At 57.6% G+C, this 19,128-nt stretch carries 19 protein-coding genes; 9 read left to right on the top strand and 10 right to left on the bottom strand.

Translation table 11 applies throughout. The features are described 5' to 3' along the window. Positions 1-9 precede the first annotated feature (9 nt). A complete protein-coding gene (locus HX830_RS30545; protein ID WP_177104459.1) occupies positions 10-2,088 on the top strand; it encodes a multicopper oxidase family protein in 2,079 nt (692 codons plus the stop codon). A gap of 211 nt (positions 2,089-2,299) precedes the next feature. Here HX830_RS30545 and HX830_RS30550 read toward each other — a convergent pair whose 3' ends face one another. From HX830_RS30550 to HX830_RS30560, 3 genes are read right to left on the bottom strand one after another with little or no spacing between them, the layout of a single operon-like run. Next, on the bottom strand, positions 2,300-3,169 hold the full coding sequence (locus HX830_RS30550; protein ID WP_177104461.1) for a nucleotidyl transferase AbiEii/AbiGii toxin family protein: 870 nt from the start codon (positions 3,167-3,169) through the stop codon (positions 2,300-2,302). Beyond that, positions 3,157-4,212, bottom strand: coding sequence for a type IV toxin-antitoxin system AbiEi family antitoxin (locus HX830_RS30555; protein ID WP_177104463.1), 1,056 nt, complete (start codon positions 4,210-4,212; stop codon positions 3,157-3,159). The genes HX830_RS30550 and HX830_RS30555 overlap by 13 nt, the downstream gene beginning before the upstream one ends. Positions 4,213-4,226: 14 nt before the next feature. Further along, complete coding sequence (locus HX830_RS30560; RefSeq protein ID WP_177104465.1) at positions 4,227-4,496, bottom strand: hypothetical protein; 270 nt, start codon at positions 4,494-4,496, stop codon at positions 4,227-4,229. 34 nt (positions 4,497-4,530) lie between these two features. Here HX830_RS30560 and HX830_RS30565 point away from each other — a divergent pair, with 34 nt between their 5' ends. After that, positions 4,531-4,767 carry a hypothetical protein gene (locus HX830_RS30565; RefSeq protein WP_256350843.1) on the top strand — a complete coding sequence of 79 codons (237 nt, stop codon included), beginning with the start codon at positions 4,531-4,533 and terminating at the stop codon, positions 4,765-4,767. A gap of 284 nt (positions 4,768-5,051) precedes the next feature. Here the strand turns inward: HX830_RS30565 and HX830_RS30570 are convergent, their stop codons facing one another. The 3 genes from HX830_RS30570 to HX830_RS30580 all read right to left on the bottom strand — a co-directional run bounded on the left by HX830_RS30570 (position 5,052) and on the right by HX830_RS30580 (position 7,040). Further along, positions 5,052-5,585 (bottom strand): hypothetical protein, encoded by a 534-nt coding sequence (locus tag HX830_RS30570; RefSeq protein ID WP_152741634.1) that lies wholly within the window; start codon positions 5,583-5,585, stop codon positions 5,052-5,054. Positions 5,586-5,694: 109 nt separating this feature from the next. Continuing rightward, complete coding sequence (locus HX830_RS30575; RefSeq protein WP_177104467.1) at positions 5,695-6,465, bottom strand: nuclease-related domain-containing protein; 771 nt, start codon at positions 6,463-6,465, stop codon at positions 5,695-5,697. 5 nt (positions 6,466-6,470) lie between these two features. Then, entirely contained in the window at positions 6,471-7,040 is a 570-nt protein-coding gene (locus HX830_RS30580; protein WP_177104469.1) for a hypothetical protein, read from the bottom strand. A gap of 414 nt (positions 7,041-7,454) precedes the next feature. Here HX830_RS30580 and HX830_RS30585 point away from each other — a divergent pair, with 414 nt between their 5' ends. Further along, the gene (locus HX830_RS30585; RefSeq protein WP_103495397.1) at positions 7,455-7,853 is read left to right on the top strand and encodes a carboxymuconolactone decarboxylase family protein; all 399 of its coding nucleotides are present in this window, start codon (positions 7,455-7,457) and stop codon (positions 7,851-7,853) included. 43 nt (positions 7,854-7,896) lie between these two features. Next, the gene (locus HX830_RS30590) at positions 7,897-8,175 is read left to right on the top strand and encodes a hypothetical protein (protein ID WP_256350844.1); all 279 of its coding nucleotides are present in this window, start codon (positions 7,897-7,899) and stop codon (positions 8,173-8,175) included. Positions 8,176-8,270: 95 nt separating this feature from the next. Here the strand turns inward: HX830_RS30590 and HX830_RS30595 are convergent, their stop codons facing one another. Beyond that, positions 8,271-9,326 carry an AraC family transcriptional regulator gene (locus tag HX830_RS30595; RefSeq protein ID WP_177104471.1) on the bottom strand — a complete coding sequence of 352 codons (1,056 nt, stop codon included), beginning with the start codon at positions 9,324-9,326 and terminating at the stop codon, positions 8,271-8,273. 238 nt (positions 9,327-9,564) lie between these two features. Here HX830_RS30595 and HX830_RS30600 point away from each other — a divergent pair, with 238 nt between their 5' ends. The 4 genes from HX830_RS30600 to HX830_RS30615 all read left to right on the top strand — a co-directional run bounded on the left by HX830_RS30600 (position 9,565) and on the right by HX830_RS30615 (position 15,414). Further along, positions 9,565-10,983 (top strand): glutamate decarboxylase, encoded by a 1,419-nt coding sequence (locus tag HX830_RS30600; protein ID WP_103495394.1) that lies wholly within the window; start codon positions 9,565-9,567, stop codon positions 10,981-10,983. Between the two features lie 89 nt (positions 10,984-11,072). Beyond that, positions 11,073-12,761: an aspartate-alanine antiporter gene (aspT, locus tag HX830_RS30605; protein WP_177104473.1), complete on the top strand. Its 1,689-nt coding sequence runs from the start codon at positions 11,073-11,075 to the stop codon at positions 12,759-12,761. A gap of 59 nt (positions 12,762-12,820) precedes the next feature. Continuing rightward, the gene (locus HX830_RS30610; RefSeq protein ID WP_177104475.1) at positions 12,821-14,416 is read left to right on the top strand and encodes a bifunctional aspartate transaminase/aspartate 4-decarboxylase; all 1,596 of its coding nucleotides are present in this window, start codon (positions 12,821-12,823) and stop codon (positions 14,414-14,416) included. 434 nt (positions 14,417-14,850) lie between these two features. After that, positions 14,851-15,414, top strand: coding sequence for an RBBP9/YdeN family alpha/beta hydrolase (locus HX830_RS30615; RefSeq protein WP_177104477.1), 564 nt, complete (start codon positions 14,851-14,853; stop codon positions 15,412-15,414). A gap of 165 nt (positions 15,415-15,579) precedes the next feature. Here HX830_RS30615 and HX830_RS30620 read toward each other — a convergent pair whose 3' ends face one another. Next, on the bottom strand, positions 15,580-16,374 hold the full coding sequence (locus HX830_RS30620) for a helix-turn-helix transcriptional regulator (RefSeq protein WP_177104479.1): 795 nt from the start codon (positions 16,372-16,374) through the stop codon (positions 15,580-15,582). Beyond that, a complete protein-coding gene (locus HX830_RS30625; protein ID WP_177104482.1) occupies positions 16,355-17,293 on the bottom strand; it encodes a class I adenylate-forming enzyme family protein in 939 nt (312 codons plus the stop codon). Before HX830_RS30625 ends, HX830_RS30620 begins: the two co-directional genes overlap by 20 nt. 329 nt (positions 17,294-17,622) lie before the next feature. Here HX830_RS30625 and HX830_RS30630 point away from each other — a divergent pair, with 329 nt between their 5' ends. Further along, complete coding sequence (locus HX830_RS30630) at positions 17,623-18,531, top strand: LysR substrate-binding domain-containing protein (RefSeq protein WP_177104484.1); 909 nt, start codon at positions 17,623-17,625, stop codon at positions 18,529-18,531. A 202-nt stretch (positions 18,532-18,733) separates the two neighbouring features. Here HX830_RS30630 and HX830_RS30635 read toward each other — a convergent pair whose 3' ends face one another. After that, positions 18,734-19,096 carry a hypothetical protein gene (locus HX830_RS30635; protein ID WP_177104486.1) on the bottom strand — a complete coding sequence of 121 codons (363 nt, stop codon included), beginning with the start codon at positions 19,094-19,096 and terminating at the stop codon, positions 18,734-18,736. Positions 19,097-19,128 lie beyond the last annotated feature (32 nt).

Genomic DNA, 19,128 nt, shown 5'->3' on the forward strand with positions numbered 1-19,128 from the left:
AGAAACACCATGACAGGAATGCGCAAGGACAGGTCCCGTTATCCGTACGCTCTGGGGCTGCTGGCCCTGGGAGTGATGGGGGCCGCCACCACGGCACAGGCAGTGGAAGCCTCCCGGCTGTTCAACAACCCGCCGACCCTGGAACAGCAGGCACCGACGGCCAAGGTGGTGGAGGGCACGTTGATGCTCAAGTCCACTCCCACGCCCTTGGCACCCCAACCCCATGTCGGGCGTGAGCGGCAGTTGGACCTGATCATCAAGTACACCAAGAACGAGATATTCGATCCGGCCACGGGAGCGCAAGTGCCGGTGATGTTGCGTAGCTACGTCGGCACCGGTGTCGACCCCAAGGCACCCTTTATCGCCCCCACCATCGACGTGACGCCGGGCGACACCGTCCGCATCAGCCTCAACAACCAGTTACCGCCTGACCCCAGCTGCACCGCCCACGACAGCAGGCCGGACGTGCCGCACTGCTTCAACGGCACCAACCTGCATTCCCACGGGTTGTGGGTCAGCCCCACCGGTAACAGCGACAACGTGCTGCTGTCGATCAACCCCGGGGTCAGCTTCCAGTACGAATACAACATCCCGGCCGACCACCCGGCGGGCACCTTCTGGTATCACCCGCATCGCCATGGTTCCACCGCGATCCAGGTCGCCAGCGGCATGGCCGGTGCGCTGATCATCCACGGCGATCGCAAGCCGACGGCCGACACCAACGGCGATATCGACACCCTGCTCAAAGGCGCTGATGGCAAGTCTTTCAAGGAACGCTTGCTGGTGTTCCAGCAAATCCCCTATGCATGCCGGGACACGGCCGACAAATTCCGCTACAAGCCGGTGAGGGACAAGGACGGCAATATCGTCAAGGACAAGGATGGCAAGGACAAGATGACCCTGGACTGGACCTGCAAACCGGGCGAGGTGGGGGTTGTCGAGTCGTTCGACCAGTTGCAGCCTTCCAGTTGGTCCGACTCGGGGCGCTACACCAGCGTCAACGGCCTGGTGCAGCCGATCTTCGACGATGCACGGCCCGGTGAGGTTGAACGCTGGCGCCTGGTCCACGCGGGGATTCGCGACACCATCCGGCCGCTGTTCCGCAAACTCAAGGACAGCGCCAAGCCGGCCAGTGACAAGGGCATCGCGGCCCTGGCGTCGGCCAACTTCATCGAGGAGCAATGCACCGGCCAGCCGGTCGAATACCAGGTGATCGCCTCCGACGGCCTGACCATGGAACAGGCCCAGAGCCGCCAGGTCATCACCCTGCAGCCGGGGTATCGCAACGATCTGCTGATCGTCTTTCCCGAGCCTGGGCGTTACTGCGTGACGGATGAACCTTCCACGGCTTCAGGCGGGGTCAGCCAGCAGGCCAACGGTCGTCAATTGCTCGGCTTTGTCGATGTGGGCCCTGGGGAGAAAGTGGCGAACACCAAGGCCCGCTTGACTGAGGAACTGCTGGCGGCGGCGGAACGCAACATGCCGGCGGACATCAAGGCCACGGTGGTGGCGGATCTGAAAAAAGACCTGCGCTTTGACAAGTTCATTCCGCACCCGAGCATTGTCGACAGCGAAATCAAGGGTGAACAGAAACTGGTGTTCCTGATCGATACCAAGGACCCGAACCACACCAAGTTCGCCGTGGGCACTACGGCGGAAAATGCCGTGCCTTACCAGCCGGGGGTGGTCGATCGTCATCTGAAGCTGGGTGATGCGCAAACCTGGATCCTGCAATCGGCGTTTGCCAGTCATCCGTTCCATATTCATGTGAACCCGTTCCAGATCGAGAAAATCATCGGCCCGGATGGCGTGGATCTCAGTGAGCCGGGTGCGGTGGACAAGACGGACAAGAACGACTCGCAATATGCCGGTATGAAAGGGGTGTGGAAAGACACGCTGTTCGTCAAAGGCAAGACCGATGGCAGCGGGATGTACACCCTGTATGTGCGGACTCGATACCAGCGCTATATCGGTGAGTTCGTGCTGCACTGCCACATTCTTGATCATGAGGATCAGGGGATGATGCAGAACGTGAGCATCGAGCTGCCGGATGGGGTGGGGGGGACAACGATGGGGGCGCATCACTGAGGCGAAAGAGGTCGGCCTTTTCTGATGGCTAAGGTATGAAATCGGCCCTGCTTACGGTTGTGTGAGGAGGGCCGTGTCATTTGGGGCTTGGAAATATGTGAAATTATGCTGGAAAACATAATTATGGTTTTTCACATAATTTGGCATAACCGGACCTCCGGAATGCGGATGGTGTCTTGGTTTCAGGATCAGTTGAATGACCCAGGCAGCCTCATTTTCTCAAGTCCAGTTCACGTAGAAGTGCATCCACCTGCCCGAATGCATCCTGTTGCCATTGATCCGCTGTTCGCTCACCCAGGATCTGCGTGTCCTCGACAAACCGGCGCACGGAGGTGGGCCCATAGCCTTCGACCACATCAAATTTATCGGCGATGTATCGGAACCCCTGCTCACCACTGTCCCGTTCCAGCACCGGACGGCATTCGCGAGCGAGTGCTTCAATGCCGTCAGGGTAGTTTCGAACGCAATAGTAGATGTCGTAGGCATCTTTCTGTTTGTGTCGGCCGACCAGCGCATAGCCCTTCATCGCCAGCAAGGCGGGAATGGAGCACACCGCGATTTCTACGCGGTTTTTACCGCCCGTTGGCATGGGGCCTTCAATAGCCACCATTTGGTAGAAACGCATTGCCAGGTCAGCACCATCGGCACGCTGTACCGCGAAGTCACTCAGGATCGGCGGCACGTTGCGAATGATCTCGGCATCGCGGGGCATTAGAAAGTCTACGATCACGTCGATGGGAGCATCGCCCTCCTGCACGGTGATCTGGCGGCTCAGTTGAAAGCGTCTCAGCTCGCCACGTTGCTGATAGCCATGTCCCATCAGAGTACCGATCAATGTCGCGTACTCCCCATCACCCAGCGCCTCGGCATCCAGGCTCAGATCAATATCCAGTGTTCCCACATGCTGCATATCCTCATTGGCGAGCAGCAGCCAAGGGACGGCGCCGCCGATGACCGCGAACTTGCCGCGGAAGCTGCCAAGGATCTGGCCGATCTCCACCAGCACGGTCTTGACTGCGTTGGTGGTCCGATCATCGTAGTCGGCCGCAGATTGCGGCTCTTTTGGTATCACTGGCTCCATCTGAATTTTTCCTGTCGTAGGTAATGGGCGGCTTCTTGTCCGCGCTCCCCTGCGATGGAAAGATCCAGATAGGTTTGGATGGGGTCGGTGCACAGGACACCGGGGGAGGGCTCAACCGTATCGAAGAGTAGGGCTTTATCCTTCGGCAAGGTAATGACGATATTGTCTCCTTTGGTAACTGGAGTTAGCTGTAGCGCCTCTTTCAGCACCTCCAGCCCTTGGTGATCGGCGTAAAAATGCAATGTGCCAACCCGGGCGTAAGGGGCGATCCAGTTCGAGGCGGAGAACGAAGAAAAACAGCCATGGCCCTTTAAATCCTGATTGAACGCGCGGCGTGCTGTGTCCTCTAGAAGGGAGCCATGCAAGGGGCTATAAAAGCGCTTTCGCTCGCCAAGTGGGGCTTCGTAGCCTGAGCTCCAGGCGTCCAGCAACTCGTCGGGGGCAGATAGATACAGGCCAGCGCTCGTGGTCCGTGCCCATTCCCGATCCAGCAGGGCGGTTCGTACATTGCTGACGTGTCCCAAGCTCACGCCGGTAGCTTCGACCAGCTCAGTGACTCGCCATGCTTTCTCTGGTTCACGCAGCATGGCGCGCAGCAGTCGTGCCGATTTAGGCTTGAACAAGGATTTGAGCGCTCGGTGCTCGGTGGTTGGCTTGTCGGTGACCTGGCGTTCGATAAAGACCCCATCGAACGCTATCCAGGCATTACCTTGCAGGTCGAGGAATCCCACCTGTTTATCGCGGCACATTGCTCTGGCCGCAGGTGACAGGTAGGGGGCTACAAGTACCGGGATGGAGTTTTTTTTGTAGGCGACATGTTCATGCAATTGCAGAAGGGCGTTGCGTACGTGTCGCGGCTGTCCGTTGGGCAGCACCTCGCAGACCAACGTATGTGCCGTTTTCGCCGTTTTGATGTGAGCGAGCAGATCGGCAGCGTCGGTCGCCTCGGCAACGTTCTGCTCCAGGCTTTCGATCTCGATGATCGATACCTGGCTCAGAAGCTGGTGCAAGGCTTCGCGGGCTTGAATGATCATCTCTTTCATAGAAAACCCATATTTCAGCGTTTGCTGAAATTAGTTAGTTTAGTGAAATAAGTCAAAATTTCACCAATTCTGCCTATTTCAACGTTTGCTGAAATGGCGCGGTTTTCATGGGGCACGCTGGGCATGCAGCGTTGCCAGCTACCCATACACATTCGGCTGCGGTAAGCGGGTATGACAATGAACTGCGTTGGCGTGAGCTCGAAACGGCGGAACTCAATGGCGACGAGATCAGCCTGCATACCAATCCCGTCGAGCGGGCATTGTTCTGGGGCTCGTTCAAGCATGAAGTGCAATCTATATCAGCAGTCACAGCTTTTGATGGCTGCTGAGTTTCCCAATACAGGAGTCTCCGTGATGGTAGTCGCCGAGAAAGCCAGTCAGTCCCTGTCCACTTGGATAGACGAAGAAGAGCTCCGTCGGATGACCTACGAAGCTTTGGCCGATGTTGATGCCGGTCGTTTTATTGAGCACCAGACGGTCCAGACCTGGGTCAGCGGTCTCAGTATCGATATCCGCAACTGCGGGCCTTACAATGGCGTACTCCCTTCAAGGTGATCTGTGAAACCTGGACTCAAAATCCAGACCGTTTCACAATTAATCCTCACCCTCTCATTGCGGGACCGAACACCTAGGTGCTTTCCGTGCTGGGGGTGTAGCATTCGGGGGAGGTGACGTGAGAAATAGGATCTGCGCTTAGGCAAGCATCGCCGCCAGAAATAAATCTCTTCTCTTTGACTGGTCTTGTTGGATTTTATTGTTGCTCGAGTTTAGCGGAAATGCTCGACTCGTTTGAGTTTTGGTGTGGGCGAGGTAGCTTGGTTGAGTTGAGAGTAAGTTTGCTATTGTTTTTGTGTGTTTTTTGTAAATAGGTTGTTCCACTCCTGGATCAGGAATATGTCGTGATAATTTCTCTCGCATAAAGATTGAAGCGTGTTGAGCTTTTCTTGGTCTTTTTCAGACAGGTTTGTGATTTCAACAGTAGGGCATTTGTCTCTTTTTTCTAGCGCGGGGGTTAGAAGTTTGTTTGAGTTCAGCATTCTAAATGCTGGGGCGCTCAATTGGTCACCGGCCTTTGAGGTGAAGTGAATCGGGGCACTGACGTCAATGATTTCGACAGCCCACTTCCTAATATCATCATCGCCGCCCGTGCGGGGTTCTTGTAGGATTTTTAGAGCCATTTGGACGTAATCCTTACGTATTCCGGTTTCTGAAATAGAACGCTGTGCACTCCAGCCAGCAACTGCAATTATTAAGGGTATTACTATTAGGGCAAAGGTTTGTGCTAGCTTATAACCCTTGTCAAGTGCTGATTCGGAAAGCGCTTTTTTTAATGGGTTTTTATAATTTCTTTTTAGGGGGGCGTGGTTTCGCAACGGTATGTTCCTTTTTGTAGGATGCTAATATTTTCTGCCTTTGCCGAATCCATCGATCTCAGCGATAGTCCACTCCACCCAACTCTATCAGCTCATGTCCGAAAGCTAACTATAGGCCTTGCCTCACTCTGCACTTGGGAAATTTCGAACAGCCCCAGAATTGCTGTCCTGCCTTCGTGCCAGAATTCACGGTGCGGATCACCAGCTTGTTGCCGCATTTCGGGCATTGCCGCTCGGCGTTTGGGTCGCTACGGCGTTTCAGGTTTTGTACATGTTCGCGGTGGGTCGCGAGGGATGGAGCGCGCCGGCTGGTTTGCAGGGCCAGCATGAGGGCGTCGACTTCGGCCTCACTGAATACCCTCTGCTGGAATGATTTGATGTAGCGGATAAAGCCAATGCCCTGGGTGACGTTGGTCGGCATCTGAGTCTTGAAGGTGCTGCCGCCGATGAAGGTGATGACCGAGTGCAGGTGCGCGGCGCTAACGCCAAGGGTGGCTTCCAGGGCTTTGAGGTGTTTGTAGTTCTGTCGCAGTGGGTTCTGGAACTTGAATGTACGTTTGTAGAGCTTTTGCGTCCATTGTGGCTGCTGCTCGCTGCCAAAGATCCAGCCGCGCATGTTCTTCGTTTCCAGCACGAAGATACCGTAAGGCGAGAGGAAGACGTGGTCGATCTGCGTGGTGCCGTCAGGTGTGCTCAAGGTGACGTTGTGCAGACGGCGGTAGGTCTGCTTATCCAGTTGCCAATGGGCGAACAGACGCACCAGGAGTTCGCCGATCTGACCCTTGACCCAAGGCAACTTGAACAAGCCGATCAGCAGAATCAGCGGGATCAGCCAGCCAAACGTGCTCCAGAGCTGCGCAATGATGGGGGTGAAGTTCATAGCCATCACTCTGTTTGAGCCATCGAGGCGGGCGGGAAGATCACTTCCTTGGTGTCGATATTTTTGATGCTCGACTGCACCTTGATCTCCAGCTCCTCGCGACCGGGCGGACCTTTGATATTTTCGTCAGTTCGGAATGTTACGACGTAGCGCTGCCCAGGCAGGAACTCAACGTCAGCCGCGGCAAAGTTGCACATTGCCCCGCCAGTACCCAAGGCATTCATCGAGAGCCAACACCAGCGCAGGGAGTGTTTACCGGGCTTTAGCTTCAGGGCCTGTTCGCCTGAGACATCCAGTATGGATCGGCGCCCGGCACCCTTGATCCGTTGGCCATCCACGTCGGTTGCGAGCAACAGCCGATGATAGGGAACGCCCAAGGCTCGATATCGAATCGTATCGAAGTACACGAGCGCGGCATCGCTGGCGTTGTCGGACAGGTCGTAGGGCTTGAGCTGTTCGGGAGCCCAGTCGCCTTGATAATTTTTGTAGTGGTAGTCCGAACAGCCGCCAAGCAGTGCGACTGTGAGAAGCATTGCCGCCCATTTAAGTGGCGTCATTGCGTAGATTTTGAACATCGGTCGTCCTTGAGATCGAGTACTGATTCCTTCAGCGCTGAGCGGTTGTAGCGCCGCTGGTAGCGGTTTTGGCGTTGGGCGCGCAGGTGCTACAGGTAGCGAATCCAACGACCAAAGAAGCCTGAGCCATCATATTGGCATTATCGACGTTTAGAAAGTCGGAATTAACCAAGTGCTTTCAGTGGGGCTCGCGCAAAGGGTAACGCCGTGGCTTGTCCCCGCCACGGTTGATAACCCGAGGTACCTAGTGGTGCGTCATTGCGCCAAAAAAATCTAAACCCATCTTGTTGTTTCTACGATGTTTAAACGTTTATTGCCGGAGCCATCCTGCCGCCGGCTTGGGCCTGGCCGCCAGCGAACTAAACTGGATGTACCTCTGAAGCAGATGTCTCCAGAGAGGTCAGGAGGTGTCAGATGGCCATTTATGATACTTATCGGGAAATTGAAGAAGCCCTCGGTGTGGTACCGGAGTGGATCAAGCAGATGCCGGAAGGCGGAGCGAACGGATTCTGGGGCGTGGCCCGGGACTTTTGGCTGGCAGATACCAAAATCCCGAATAAGTACAAGGAGTTGATTGGTCTGGCGGTGTCCGGGGCGACCCGTTGCAAGTACTGCACCCTGTTTCATACCGAAGCCGCGCGCTTGTTTGGCGCGAGCGACGAGGAAATTGCCGAAGCCAGCTTGATGGGCGCGGTGACCATGATGGGCAGCACTTTTATTAACGCCCAGCAGATCGACTACGAGCAGTTCCGCCAGGAAACACTGAGTATCGTCCGCTATGTCAAAGATCACTCGCAACCCAAGGCCGCTTGAGCCGTTGCGGGAACCAGCCCTTCGCCAACTGACGAAGGATCACTTGATTGCAATCACCGGCGATGGTCCGAGGACCACCGCCCGGTGGCAAGCGGCGGTGCTGCGCGCCATCAGTGAACTGATGCGATACAGCGATACCGCCCGCGAAGATAACCAGGACCTGCGCATTCCATTCGCCAAAGTACTCCATGACCTCTATGCGGGACGCAAGTCCGACGCCGAGTTGACGGAAATGGTGTTGCTGATGCTGGAAGTGGAAAGCGCGCCCTTGCTCGGCAACGGCCCCGAGGCGGGAACGGCATCTGGGAACAGTGATCGCTGAGAAGTGGACCGGGCCAAAGGAGAGTCTGAAGAGGAGCGATGGGACACCCTCCAGCCCTTCTGCCCGTCACAAAAGTGTGTAGCGCTCCTCAAAAATCACGAGAGCCCGCTAGCCACTGCATCCCCCAACAACCCCTCCCTCGCATCCCGAGTCTTCGACGTCAACAGCATCCGATACTGCCCCGGTGTCATGCCAAACCACTGGTGGCAGGCACGATAAAAGCTACTCAGTTCCCGAAACCCTACCCGATACGCCGCTTCCTGCAAGGTGCAGCACAGATTACCCAGATGAAACTCAGCCTGGCCCCGGCGCGTTTCATTGGCCAGCTCCTTATACGGCTGACCGGCCTTCTGCAGCAGCCGTTGCAAGGTACGCTTGCTCATGCACAGCTTCCTGGCCATGTCTTCGATATGCGGGACGCCCTCGCTCAGCGACTCCAGAATCATCTTGCGTACTTCCCCCGGTACCGAGAAATAACGGCGGGTCGACAGGTGCATCTCGGCAACCAGTTCATGCAAGGTTGCCAACTCCTTGTTCGCCGAAGAAAGCGGTTTTTCCAGATCGCTGTTGGCCAACACAATCGAATAGCAGCTTGCGCCGTACTTCACCGGGCAATGGAATGTGTGCTCATACACCGAAACATCCGCCGGAATCGAATGCATCACGCCGACTCCGCGCAACTGAAGCGCCGGGCCGACCAACATTCGACACAGCCCGAACATCGTGGCAATGCCGGCATCGCCGTATTGGCGCGGGACCTGGTTCGCGTCCAGAAAGTGGCAGGAGAACCGATGCTGCCCGCCCTCCTTGTGCAAGGACATGGCGATAGAGGTGTCGAGCAAAGTCACGAAGTGCACCAGCCGTTCCAGCGCCGCGTGCAACGTGGCGCTGGACATCATCACATAACCCACCACATCGAAGATGCCGGGGCCGGTTTGCGAGGTGGCGCGCAGGCCGATGTCGGGGTCGTGGGACAGTTCGGCGGCCAGGGTATAGAGGCGGTAGAGCTTGACCCGCGGAATCCATGACTCGTCGAAGCTCAAGGCCTGCACGTCCAGGTCCACGGTCTGGCAAAAGCTGTCGATGTCCAGCCCCGTCGACCGCAAGGCGTCGATCATGAAATGCGCTAATGAGGGGATGACCTCAGGCATGGACGTTCCTTGATGGTTGCTGTGAAGCACAGCGCGCGCTGGCGATAGACCATCGAACGCTGCCGTCGTTCAGGTCACGGCGCTGTCCCTCTCAAATGAAGCAGATGGCGCCAGATGCCAAGGCCATGGCGCCGTAGGCGATTGCCGGCCAGTGCGGCGAGGGTCAGATTGAGCCCCGGGCTGAGCCCAGCACGCCCTACTGTTTGCCTGGCTCCGTTGCCGATTATGGAGTTACTTCATGGCTTTGCACCAGACCGTAGAAACGCGCGACCCCTCCATTGAAGACGTCTACTCAAGCGGCGCCTCAGAGCGTCGTTTGCCCAAATACCGACTGCCCGACCACTCCACCGCACCCTCGACGGCCTATAACCTGGTACGCGATGAGTTGCTGCTCGATGGTAACTCCCGGCAGAACCTGGCGACCTTTTGCACCACCTGGGTCGAGCCGGAAGTCCAACAGTTGATGGCCGACTCCATCGACAAGAACATGATCGACAAGGATGAATACCCGCAGACGGCTGAAATTGAAAACCGCTGCGTGCATATCATCGCCGATCTCTGGCACGCGCCGAAGTCGTGGCAAACCGTGGGCTGCTCGACCACGGGCTCCAGTGAGGCGGCCATGTTGGGCGGTCTGGCCCTGAAGTGGAGCTGGAAGAAACGTCGCGAAGCCGCGGGCCTGCCGACCGACAAACCCAACTTCGTGTGCGGCCCGGTGCAGATCTGCTGGAAGAAGTTCGCGCGTTACTTCGACGTAGAGATTCGCGAAGTGCCCCTGCGGGACGGCGCGCTAGGTCTACGGCCCGAAGACTTGCGTGAGTTCTGTGACGAAAACACCATTGGTGTGGTGGCGACGCTGGGGGTCACCTTTACCGGTATTTACGAACCCGTGGCGGCACTGGCCCATGAACTCGACAGCCTCCAAAGTGAACTGGGGCTGGATATTCCCATCCATGTCGATGCGGCAAGCGGCGGCTTTATCGCGCCCTTCATCCAGCAAGAACTCAGCTGGGATTTCAGCATCGAGCGGGTCAAGTCGATCAATGCCTCGGGCCACAAGTATGGCCTGGCGCCCCTGGGCGTCGGCTGGATTATCTGGCGAGCCAAGGCCGACTTGCCGGAAGACCTGATCTTCTACGTGGATTACCTGGGCGGCAATATGGCCACGTTCGCCTTGAACTTCAGTCGCCCGGGTGGCGAGATCATCGCCCAGTACTACAACTTCCTGCGTTTGGGCCGCGAAGGTTATACCCGTATCCAGCAAGCCTGTTCGGACACCGCCCAATGGCTGGCGTCGGAGATCGCCAAGATCGAGCCGCTTGAATTGGTCTATGACGGCAACGGTGGTCTGCCGGCGGTGTGCTACAAGCTCAAGGATGGGATCGAGCACGGCTTCACCCTCTATGACCTTTCCGAACGCGTACGCATGCGCGGTTGGCAGATTGCCTCGTACCCACTCCCGTCCGATCGCCAGGACATCGTGGTTCAGCGAGTCCTCGTACGCCACGGTGTCAGCCGGGATTTGATCGCGATGCTGCTGGATGACCTGCACAAGGCCATCGCCTTCCTGCAGAAAAATCCGGTCCCGCATTCCGAGGCCGGGCCTACGTTCAACCATGGTGCCCTGTCGGCCGCCGATACCACGGCCAACCTTTAACCCCGCCTGACTCCGACCACCCGGGGCGCGCCTTCCATTGCGCCCCGGGTGGTCGTGCCCTTTATTGCAAATAGCTTGAGGAAAGCAATGTGAATTGGCTCCAAAGCACTCTGCGTGCCTACCCGGAGATGGCGATTTTCCTGTCCCTGGGTTTGGGATTCTGGTTTGGCGGCAAGTCATTCAGGGGGTTCAGCCTCGGCGCGGTGACCTCCACCTTGATTGCCTCACTGATCATCGGCCAGGCGGGGATTGTCATCTCGCCCAACGTCAAGAGCACCTTCTTCCTGATGTTCCTGTTCGCCGTCGGTTATGGCGTGGGGCCGCAGTTTGTCCGTGGCATCGCCAAGGATGGTTTGCCACAGGCGTTGTTTGCCGTGGTCATGTGTGTCCTGTGCCTGGCGGCGCCGATGCTGGCGACCTGGATCGCCGGTTACGGCCTCGGCTCGACGGCCGGGCTGTTCGCCGGTTCGCAGACGATCTCCGCGTCCATGGGCCTGGCCACCGATGCCATCAATCGGCTGGGCCTGGACGCCGAGCAGGCGCGCCAGCAACTCGATTCCATGCCGGTGGCCTATGCGGTCACCTATATTTTCGGCACCGTCGGTTCGGCGCTGATTCTGGCGTTGCTGGGGCCGAAGCTGCTGGGTATCAACCTGGTCGAAGCCTGCAAGGATTACGAACTGAGCATGGGCGGCCATCAGGACATCGCCAGCGAAGGCACGGCCTGGCACCGCTATGTGCTGCGCGCCTACAAGGTGCCGGAGCACAGTGCATTCGTCGGCCTCACCGTCCACCAGGCCGAAGCCCACTCCCATGGCAAGCGCGTGTTTATCGAGCGACTTCGGCGCCAGGGCAAGATTGAGCCCCTGACCCCCGGCACCATCCTTATGGCCGGTGACATCCTGGCAGTGGGTGGACGCAACGCCGATATCCTGGACCTGCTCGGCCATTCCGAAGCCGAGGTGGACGATCCGGAGTTGCTGGTGGTGCCGGTCGAAGGGGTCGATATCTTTGTCACCAATAAACAATACGATGGCCAGACGCTGGAGCAACTCTCCCACCTGCCGGGGGCCCACGGGGTGTTTATTCGCCGGATCAAGCGCGGCGCAATCGCCGCCGAGTTGCCGGTATTGCCCAAGACGGTCATTCACCGTGGCGACATCATCACCCTGGCCGGGCTGACCTCGGACACCTCCGCGGCTGCCAAGGAGTTGGGCCAACCCGACCGCAAGAGCGACATGGCGGATGTGGCGTTCATAGGCCTGGCGATCTTTATCGGCGCGCTGATCGGCGCTGCGGTGTTCACCGTCCATGGCGTGCCGATCACGCTCTCCACCGCCGGTGGCGCGTTGATCGCCGGTCTGGTCTTCGGCTGGTTGCGCTCGATTCACCCGACCTTCGGCAGAATCCCCGAGCCCACCGTCTGGTTCATGAACTCGGTGGGCTTGAACGTCTTCATTGCCGTGGTCGGCATCAATGCCGCGTCGGGCTTCGTCCATGGCCTGCAGACCCTGGGTGTGAGCCTCTTCCTCTGGGGCATCTTCGCCACCTCGGTGCCGCTGATCCTCGGGATGTTTATCGCGCGCTACGTCTTTCGTTTCCATCCCGCCCTGGTGTTGGGTTGCTGCGCCGGTGCGCGAACCACCACCGCCGCGCTGGGGATGATCTGCGAGACCGCTAAAAGCAACGTCCCGGCCCTGGGTTACACCGTGACCTATGCCGTCGGCAACACATTGCTGACCATCTGGGGAATGGTGCTGATCGTCATTCTTTCCTGAGATTGCCCTTCCGTATTCCCGTGCGGCCACTGGGTCGCACGTCAGACAAGGCCCCGTTCATGACCCATGATTACAGCCAATACGCAGCGCTGAGCCCCTTTGAACTCAAGGATGAACTGATCAAGGTGGCGAGCAGCCGAGAAAATCGCCTGATGCTCAACGCCGGTCGCGGCAACCCGAACTTTCTTGCCACGCTGCCGCGCCAGGCGTTTTGCCAACTGGGGTTGTTTGCCAACCACGAGGCCGAGCTGTCGTTTTCATTCCTGGGCAATGGCATCGGCGGCTTGCCGAAAGTCGAGGGCATCGAAGCGCGCATGGACCGCTTTCTGGCCGACAACGCCAGCCAGCCAGGTGTTGATCTGCTGATGAAAATCACCAGTTACGTGCGCGACCAACTGGGTCTGGACGGCCCGGCGTTCCTCCATGAAATGGTCGAAGGCATCCTGGGCTGCAACTATCCGGTACCGCCGCGCATGCTGAGCATCAGCGAGAAAGTGGTGCGTGAGTATCTGGTCAAGGAAATGATCGGCGGCACCGTCTCGCGGGACGACTTCGATATTTTCGCGGTCGAAGGCGGCACGGCGGCCATGACCTACATTTTCAACAGCCTCAAGGAAAACAAGATCATCCACGCGGGCGATAAGGTGGCGATCGGCATGCCGACGTTCACGCCTTATTTCGAGATTCCGGTGCTGGAAGATTACGGTCTGGAGGTCGTGCATATCGACGCTTCACCGGAGCTGGACTGGCAGTATCCGCAGGCCGAACTGGACAAGCTGCTGGACCCGGCGATCAAGGTTTTCTTCGTGGTCAACCCGAGCAACCCGGCGTCGGTGCGCATCGATGACCGCAGCCTGGCTTATATCGCCGAGTTGGTGGAAAAGCAGCGCCCGGATCTGTTCATCATCACCGATGACGTGTACGGCACCTTTGCCGACAACTTCACCTCGCTCTTTGCCACCTGCCCACGCAATACGGCCCTGGTGTACTCGTTCTCCAAGTACTTCGGTTGCACCGGTTGGCGCCTGGGGGTGATTGCGCTGCACAAGGACAATATCCTCGACCAGCAAATCGCCGCGTATGACGAGGATAAGCACGCCGCGCTCAACCTGCGTTACCAGACGCTGGTGCCCGATACCTCGAAATTGAAGTTTATCGACCGGCTGGTGGCGGATAGTCGCTCAGTGGCGCTGAACCACACCGCCGGCCTGTCGACGCCTCAGCAAGTGCAGATGGTGTTGTTCTCGTTGTTTGCCCTGATCGACAGTACCGACAGCTACAAGCAGGTTCTGAAAAAACTGATTCGTCAGCGTCACCATGCCCTTTACCGTGAGCTTGGGGTGGCTATTCCGGTGGACGCGTTCGAGGTGGAGTACTACACGCTGCTGGACTTCGAGCAGATCACCGAAGAGTTGTACGGTGAGGCGTTTGCGCGTTGGGTTCATGACAATGTCGACCCGAATACGCTGTTGTTTCGGATCGCTGATGAGACGGGGATCGTTATGCTCCCGGCCACGGGGTTTGGCACCAAGAAGCCGGGTGGGCGTTTGTCCCTGGCCAATCTCAACGAATATGACTACGCCAATATCGGCAAGGCTTTGCGCAAGCTGGCGGATGGTGCTTACGAGCACTATAGGGCGTCGCTGGAGAAGTGAGGGTCATCTGAAGGCATCTCAATCGGCGCGCAGTTGAGCTTGGATCGTTCTTTCTGCGTCGCTGGATCAGCCGAGGGGGATCCGGACTCGCTTGAGCGTTTGGTGTTAACAGCAGAGCCTAACTGAGATGAGGAAGCCTGAAAACTATCAGAACAGATAGGTTTACTAGTGTCGGAAAGCTGTTAGGTTTCGATTGCCTCACCACACTATTTATTGCAGATGAAGCGCTAAATTTTCTATTTTTAATGCGGTTCGTCGTGTGCTGATAAATATTAATACGGTGTGTAAAGAGAATACTTGGCTACTCAATGTAACTTCGCGCGCTGTCGCTGTTCCGCAGTTTTATGAGTCATACAGACTCGATGGCTATAACAGCGCGGACAATAAGGTACGGCTACGGGATCATCTGTGGATTGACGGAGTGAGGATTGAATATGAAAGCTGATTTGACCTTTGACTGGCTGTTTCTGGCAGGCATCGGCAACTCCGGGCCAACGCATTGGCAGCGCTATTGGGAGGCCGAGCACACCAATACCCTGTGGCTGGAGCATCGCGACTGGGATAGCCCCAGTCGTGACGAGTGGGTCGGGGAGTTGCAGCAATTGCTTTCGACCCGTCAGCGCCCGGTGGTGGTGGTCGCTCATAGCCTGGGCTGCCTGTTGCTACTGGAGTGGGCGGCGGAATATGCGCCCGCTTCGAATAAGGTTTTGGGGGCATTTCTGGTGGCGGTGCCGGACCCTCGCAGTACCAGGTTTCCCCAGGAAGCCACTGGCTTTCGCCCGGCCGAGGATTTTACCAGCCGCTTGCCGCTGACTATGATCGCCAGCGAAAACGACCCCTATGGCGCCTTGGAATATGTCCAGCACAGCGCCCGGCAGTTGGGTTGCGAGTCTGTGAACGTCGGGGCGCAGGGACACATCAACGGCAAGTCGGAGTTGGGTTACTGGCACCCGGGATTCAGTCTTCTGCAAGATTTTACTCGGTCGCTGATCGCTTGAGCCGCCCTGCGTAGGCGTCTGATCGGGCGCCTGCGTGGTCCTGCCGATCAGGTCGACGATAGGTCTGCACGTACTACGCCTTTGTCCACATCTCACCTGTTTGCCTCGACGTTATCACCCCTGGTGCAGTGGGCGCGGCCTTCAGTCAATCGCCTCGTATTCAATCTAGACCTGGATGATCTGCATGGACAGTGCTTGCACCACTGCGGCGTTGCGGCTGGTCACGCCAAATTTTCTGCGGATGTTCTTGAAGTGAAAGTCCACATTGGCTTCCGAACAATTACAGATATTGGAGATCTCCCAACTGGTTTTGCCAATTGCACTCCATTGAAGGACTTCTTTTTCACGTCTGGTCAGTCGAACCTCATTGGCCGGCTTGGGCACGCAGAGAAATTTCAGGGCGCTTTGCAAGGCGGTGTCCTTGAGCCAGGAGAGTTCGTGCCAATTCGCCTGGATCACCACTTTGGCGGTGTGCTCATCGACCCCATCGATGCTCAGGCCAAAAGTGCCGAACTGACCTTGGGGGCCATGCAGGGCCAAGGTCACGCCATTGATCAGAGCATGGCTGCCGGCTTTTTCGCGCAGCTCCCGCTGATTGCTACTGGTGTACAGCTGATCGGTCCATATCACAGGCAGAACACTGTGCATGCAGTGCCGCTCCAGCGGGTCGATAGTGGCGTAACCGGCGCGATCATAGGCCTCGATCCAGGATGTCGGGAAATCGCCAATAACCAGGGCACTGCGACAGTCGGCCTTGATGCTGGATCTCAAACAGAACAGAAAACGGCTAAACCCCAGGCACAAGACCCGCTCCTTCATGCAAGTCCGCCATTCGTTAATTGTGCTGATCCGATTGAGGTCCGAGAACGATTCGATGGGTGGTGGTGTTGCTGTAGAAGAGCCACAAGCTGGCCGGCAGCAGCATCCCTGAAAGTGTTCTTCAGGGCGCACAGGTGTCATTGGCGCTGGCCTTCAACCACCGGCGCAGCTCCGTCTTCAGGAGCTCGCCGTAGCTGTTCCTGAGCAGCACGCTGCGCAGGTCTGTCGGGTAGATGGGCGCGTCGCCATAGATAATGGTTTTGATCCCCCCGCCGTCGTAGCCTTGGTGGCGAGCTTGCTCGACCATATGCGTGAACATGGCGGGCGTCACGAACAGCGTGATATTGCCGAACCCACTCGCCAGCTCGAACAGTTCCTCGGCCTTGAAGTCGCGGGACTCCGGGACGATATGGCGAGCAGCCCGGCGTACATGGATCAGGCTGTAGAGTCCGGCACAGTGAGACATCGGTGCCGCATACACCACGACCTCATCGGCGTCGAGCGGATCGACATCGGGCGAACAGCCCTGCGACATGGCCGTCAAGTTGCCGTGGCTGAGCATCACTGCCTTGGCGTCGCCTGCGCTGTTGGAGGTGTAGAACAGCCAGGCGAGGTCGTCGGCGCGACGCGGATACGGTGTGTCGGGCGGCGAAGGGATCGAGGTGAGTGCACCCATGTCCTCTCGATCCAGTTCGTGGCAACCCAGGGGGAGCCTCTCGGGGGAGAACACCTGGCCGCCGTCGGTGAAAATCAGCCGGGCGTCGGCGTTGCCGACGATCCAGCCGGCCTCGACGGGGTGCAGTTTGCAGTCGATCGGCACCGCCACGGCGCCGGCCCACCAGATGGCGTAGAGCAGTTCGAGGTATTCGCAGCAGTTCTGCATAAACAGGGCGACGCGGTCGCCGGGAGCGATACCGTGCTCGTCGATCAGATAGGCGGCCCGGTGTCGGACCAGGGCGACAAAGGCGCCGTAGTTGGTGACGGGCTGCTGCCCTTCGAACAAGGCCGGACGCTTCGGGTATCGAAGGCCGGCTTCATCCAGCCAGTTGGCGATATTCATGCTCGGCTCCTGCGTGCCAATGGCTTCCAAATCCATCTTTGAGTCCTTCTGAACTGGCTTTTAAAACCCGTCTCTCCGCGGAGCTATCTGTTCTACAACCCTATGGAGAAGGCAATCAACCTCCCTTTAATGCCTTGCAACCAAGACAAATGAGTGTTCAACAAGAAGGGTGGGCAACCATAGGTGAGCAGGAGCTTGCGGCAGACAAATCCTGATCCCATCAAAACGCGGGTGCCGTTGAGATGGCCGATATACTTTGGCTTACATTAAATGGCTGGCGGGCTTTAAAATATCGGTCATTTTTTACGATTTCTGTTAGGTGGGCTTACATGTCGGCCGTTCCCCCCCTTAGTTGTCTCCGTAGCTTCGAGGCCGTCGCCCGGTTAGGCAGCGTGACGCTCGCGGCCACGGAACTTCATGTGACGCACTCGGCGATCAGCCAACAGATCAAGGTGTTGGAGGAGTTGGTCGGTATCAACCTGTTCATTCGCGAGGGGCGTGGCTTGCGGGTGAATGAGCATGGTCGCCTGTACTCACTGCAAATCCGTCAGTCGTTGGGTGCCATTGCCGAGGCCACTCATCTGGTCCAGGCGCGGCCCAAGGCTTCCGAATTGGTGGTCGCGGTGATGCCTTCATTCGGGCGTTCCTGGCTGTTACCCAGGATCGGGCGGTTTCAGCAGCACTATCCGCATATCACCGTGCGCTTGCAGGCCAGCCTGACGATATCGAATCTGCTTCAGGAGTCGGTTGATATCGGCGTGCGTATGGGGCGTGGCGACTGGGAGGGATTGGAAAAGCGTCTGATGTTCCACGACGATATGGTGGTGATCGCCGCTCCCGACTTCAATGGTGGGCAGCTACCGATGACACCGGCGGAGATTGTCGCCAGCACGATCATTTTCACGATGGACTCCTGGCAACCTTGGTGTGAGGCAGCCGGCCTGCTGGATGTCAATGTGCCCCGTGCGGGCTTGTGCAGCAATGATTCCAACCTGGTACTGGAGGCTGTGCGTCTGGGGCAGGGTATCGCGTTGGTCCGCCGGAGCCTGGTGCACGATGCCATCGTGCGAGGTGAACTGGTCCAACTGACTGAATACGCGTGCCCTTATGCCTACCCCTATTGGTTGGTATTGCCGGTTCAGGAGCACTTGGAAGCCAAGCAGCATCAGTTTTCCGCATGGCTGTTTGCGGAGGTGGAGCGCTATGTGGCAGAGGTCGAGCAACTTCGTGAGTCGTAGCGGGGTCTCTAACGCGTAGCCTCTATCTCCCTTCAAACCCTGTTTTTACCTGTTCAACATTATGGGCCATTACAAAAAACAGCAGCCACCGAAAGCGGTGGCTGCCAATGGCAATTGCACTGCATGCGCACGGTGGGCTTTGCTACCGGCAGATCAGAAATCCAACCGCCACCTGCGCTAGTTCGATCACACGAGCGGTGCTCTACGGTGATGCGTGATGGTCTGAGGTCGAGCCCTCAAGCAGCGCATCCACCACAGCTTTCGCCATCTCTACCGAGTGAAACATCCCCCAGAACAGAGAGCGTTCCACCGGATTCGTATGCAGGCTGATTTCGTCTCCATTCAGTTCGGCTACGGCGAGCAATTTTGAAACGTAGGTCAGTGCGTCCTGAGCGTGGACACCTGGCTGGATGGCAAAAATCGTAGGTCTGAACGGGTCATCGTAATCGATGGTTTTAGAGAGGGTTAGACCGAGGGTATCGAGCAGGCGGGCCGCATCCGGTCGCGTTGATTTCACAGGAACGTTGGAAGCGGGAGGTGGATCGGGGGTGATTTTTTTAACCATGGTAAATCTCCTTGTCAACGCCGGCCCAAAAC

It is taken from the genome of Pseudomonas gingeri, from assembly GCF_013385425.1.
Lineage (GTDB): Bacteria > Pseudomonadota > Gammaproteobacteria > Pseudomonadales > Pseudomonadaceae > Aquipseudomonas > Aquipseudomonas gingeri_D.

Coding starts and splice junctions, on each gene's coding strand:
- HX830_RS30565 (WP_256350843.1), top strand. CDS start 4,531: ATGGCTGCTGAGTTTCCCAATACAGGAGTCTCCGTGATGGTAGTCGCC.
- HX830_RS30580 (WP_177104469.1), bottom strand. CDS start 7,040: ATGTTCAAAATCTACGCAATGACGCCACTTAAATGGGCGGCAATGCTT.
- HX830_RS30555 (WP_177104463.1), bottom strand. CDS start 4,212: ATGAAAGAGATGATCATTCAAGCCCGCGAAGCCTTGCACCAGCTTCTG.
- HX830_RS30625 (WP_177104482.1), bottom strand. CDS start 17,293: ATGAATATCGCCAACTGGCTGGATGAAGCCGGCCTTCGATACCCGAAG.
- HX830_RS30630 (WP_177104484.1), top strand. CDS start 17,623: ATGTCGGCCGTTCCCCCCCTTAGTTGTCTCCGTAGCTTCGAGGCCGTC.
- HX830_RS30620 (WP_177104479.1), bottom strand. CDS start 16,374: ATGACACCTGTGCGCCCTGAAGAACACTTTCAGGGATGCTGCTGCCGG.
- HX830_RS30595 (WP_177104471.1), bottom strand. CDS start 9,326: ATGCCTGAGGTCATCCCCTCATTAGCGCATTTCATGATCGACGCCTTG.
- HX830_RS30610 (WP_177104475.1), top strand. CDS start 12,821: ATGACCCATGATTACAGCCAATACGCAGCGCTGAGCCCCTTTGAACTC.
- HX830_RS30585 (WP_103495397.1), top strand. CDS start 7,455: ATGGCCATTTATGATACTTATCGGGAAATTGAAGAAGCCCTCGGTGTG.
- HX830_RS30550 (WP_177104461.1), bottom strand. CDS start 3,169: ATGGAGCCAGTGATACCAAAAGAGCCGCAATCTGCGGCCGACTACGAT.
- HX830_RS30615 (WP_177104477.1), top strand. CDS start 14,851: ATGAAAGCTGATTTGACCTTTGACTGGCTGTTTCTGGCAGGCATCGGC.
- HX830_RS30635 (WP_177104486.1), bottom strand. CDS start 19,096: ATGGTTAAAAAAATCACCCCCGATCCACCTCCCGCTTCCAACGTTCCT.
- HX830_RS30545 (WP_177104459.1), top strand. CDS start 10: ATGACAGGAATGCGCAAGGACAGGTCCCGTTATCCGTACGCTCTGGGG.
- HX830_RS30600 (WP_103495394.1), top strand. CDS start 9,565: ATGGCTTTGCACCAGACCGTAGAAACGCGCGACCCCTCCATTGAAGAC.
- HX830_RS30560 (WP_177104465.1), bottom strand. CDS start 4,496: ATGCTTGAACGAGCCCCAGAACAATGCCCGCTCGACGGGATTGGTATG.
- HX830_RS30575 (WP_177104467.1), bottom strand. CDS start 6,465: ATGAACTTCACCCCCATCATTGCGCAGCTCTGGAGCACGTTTGGCTGG.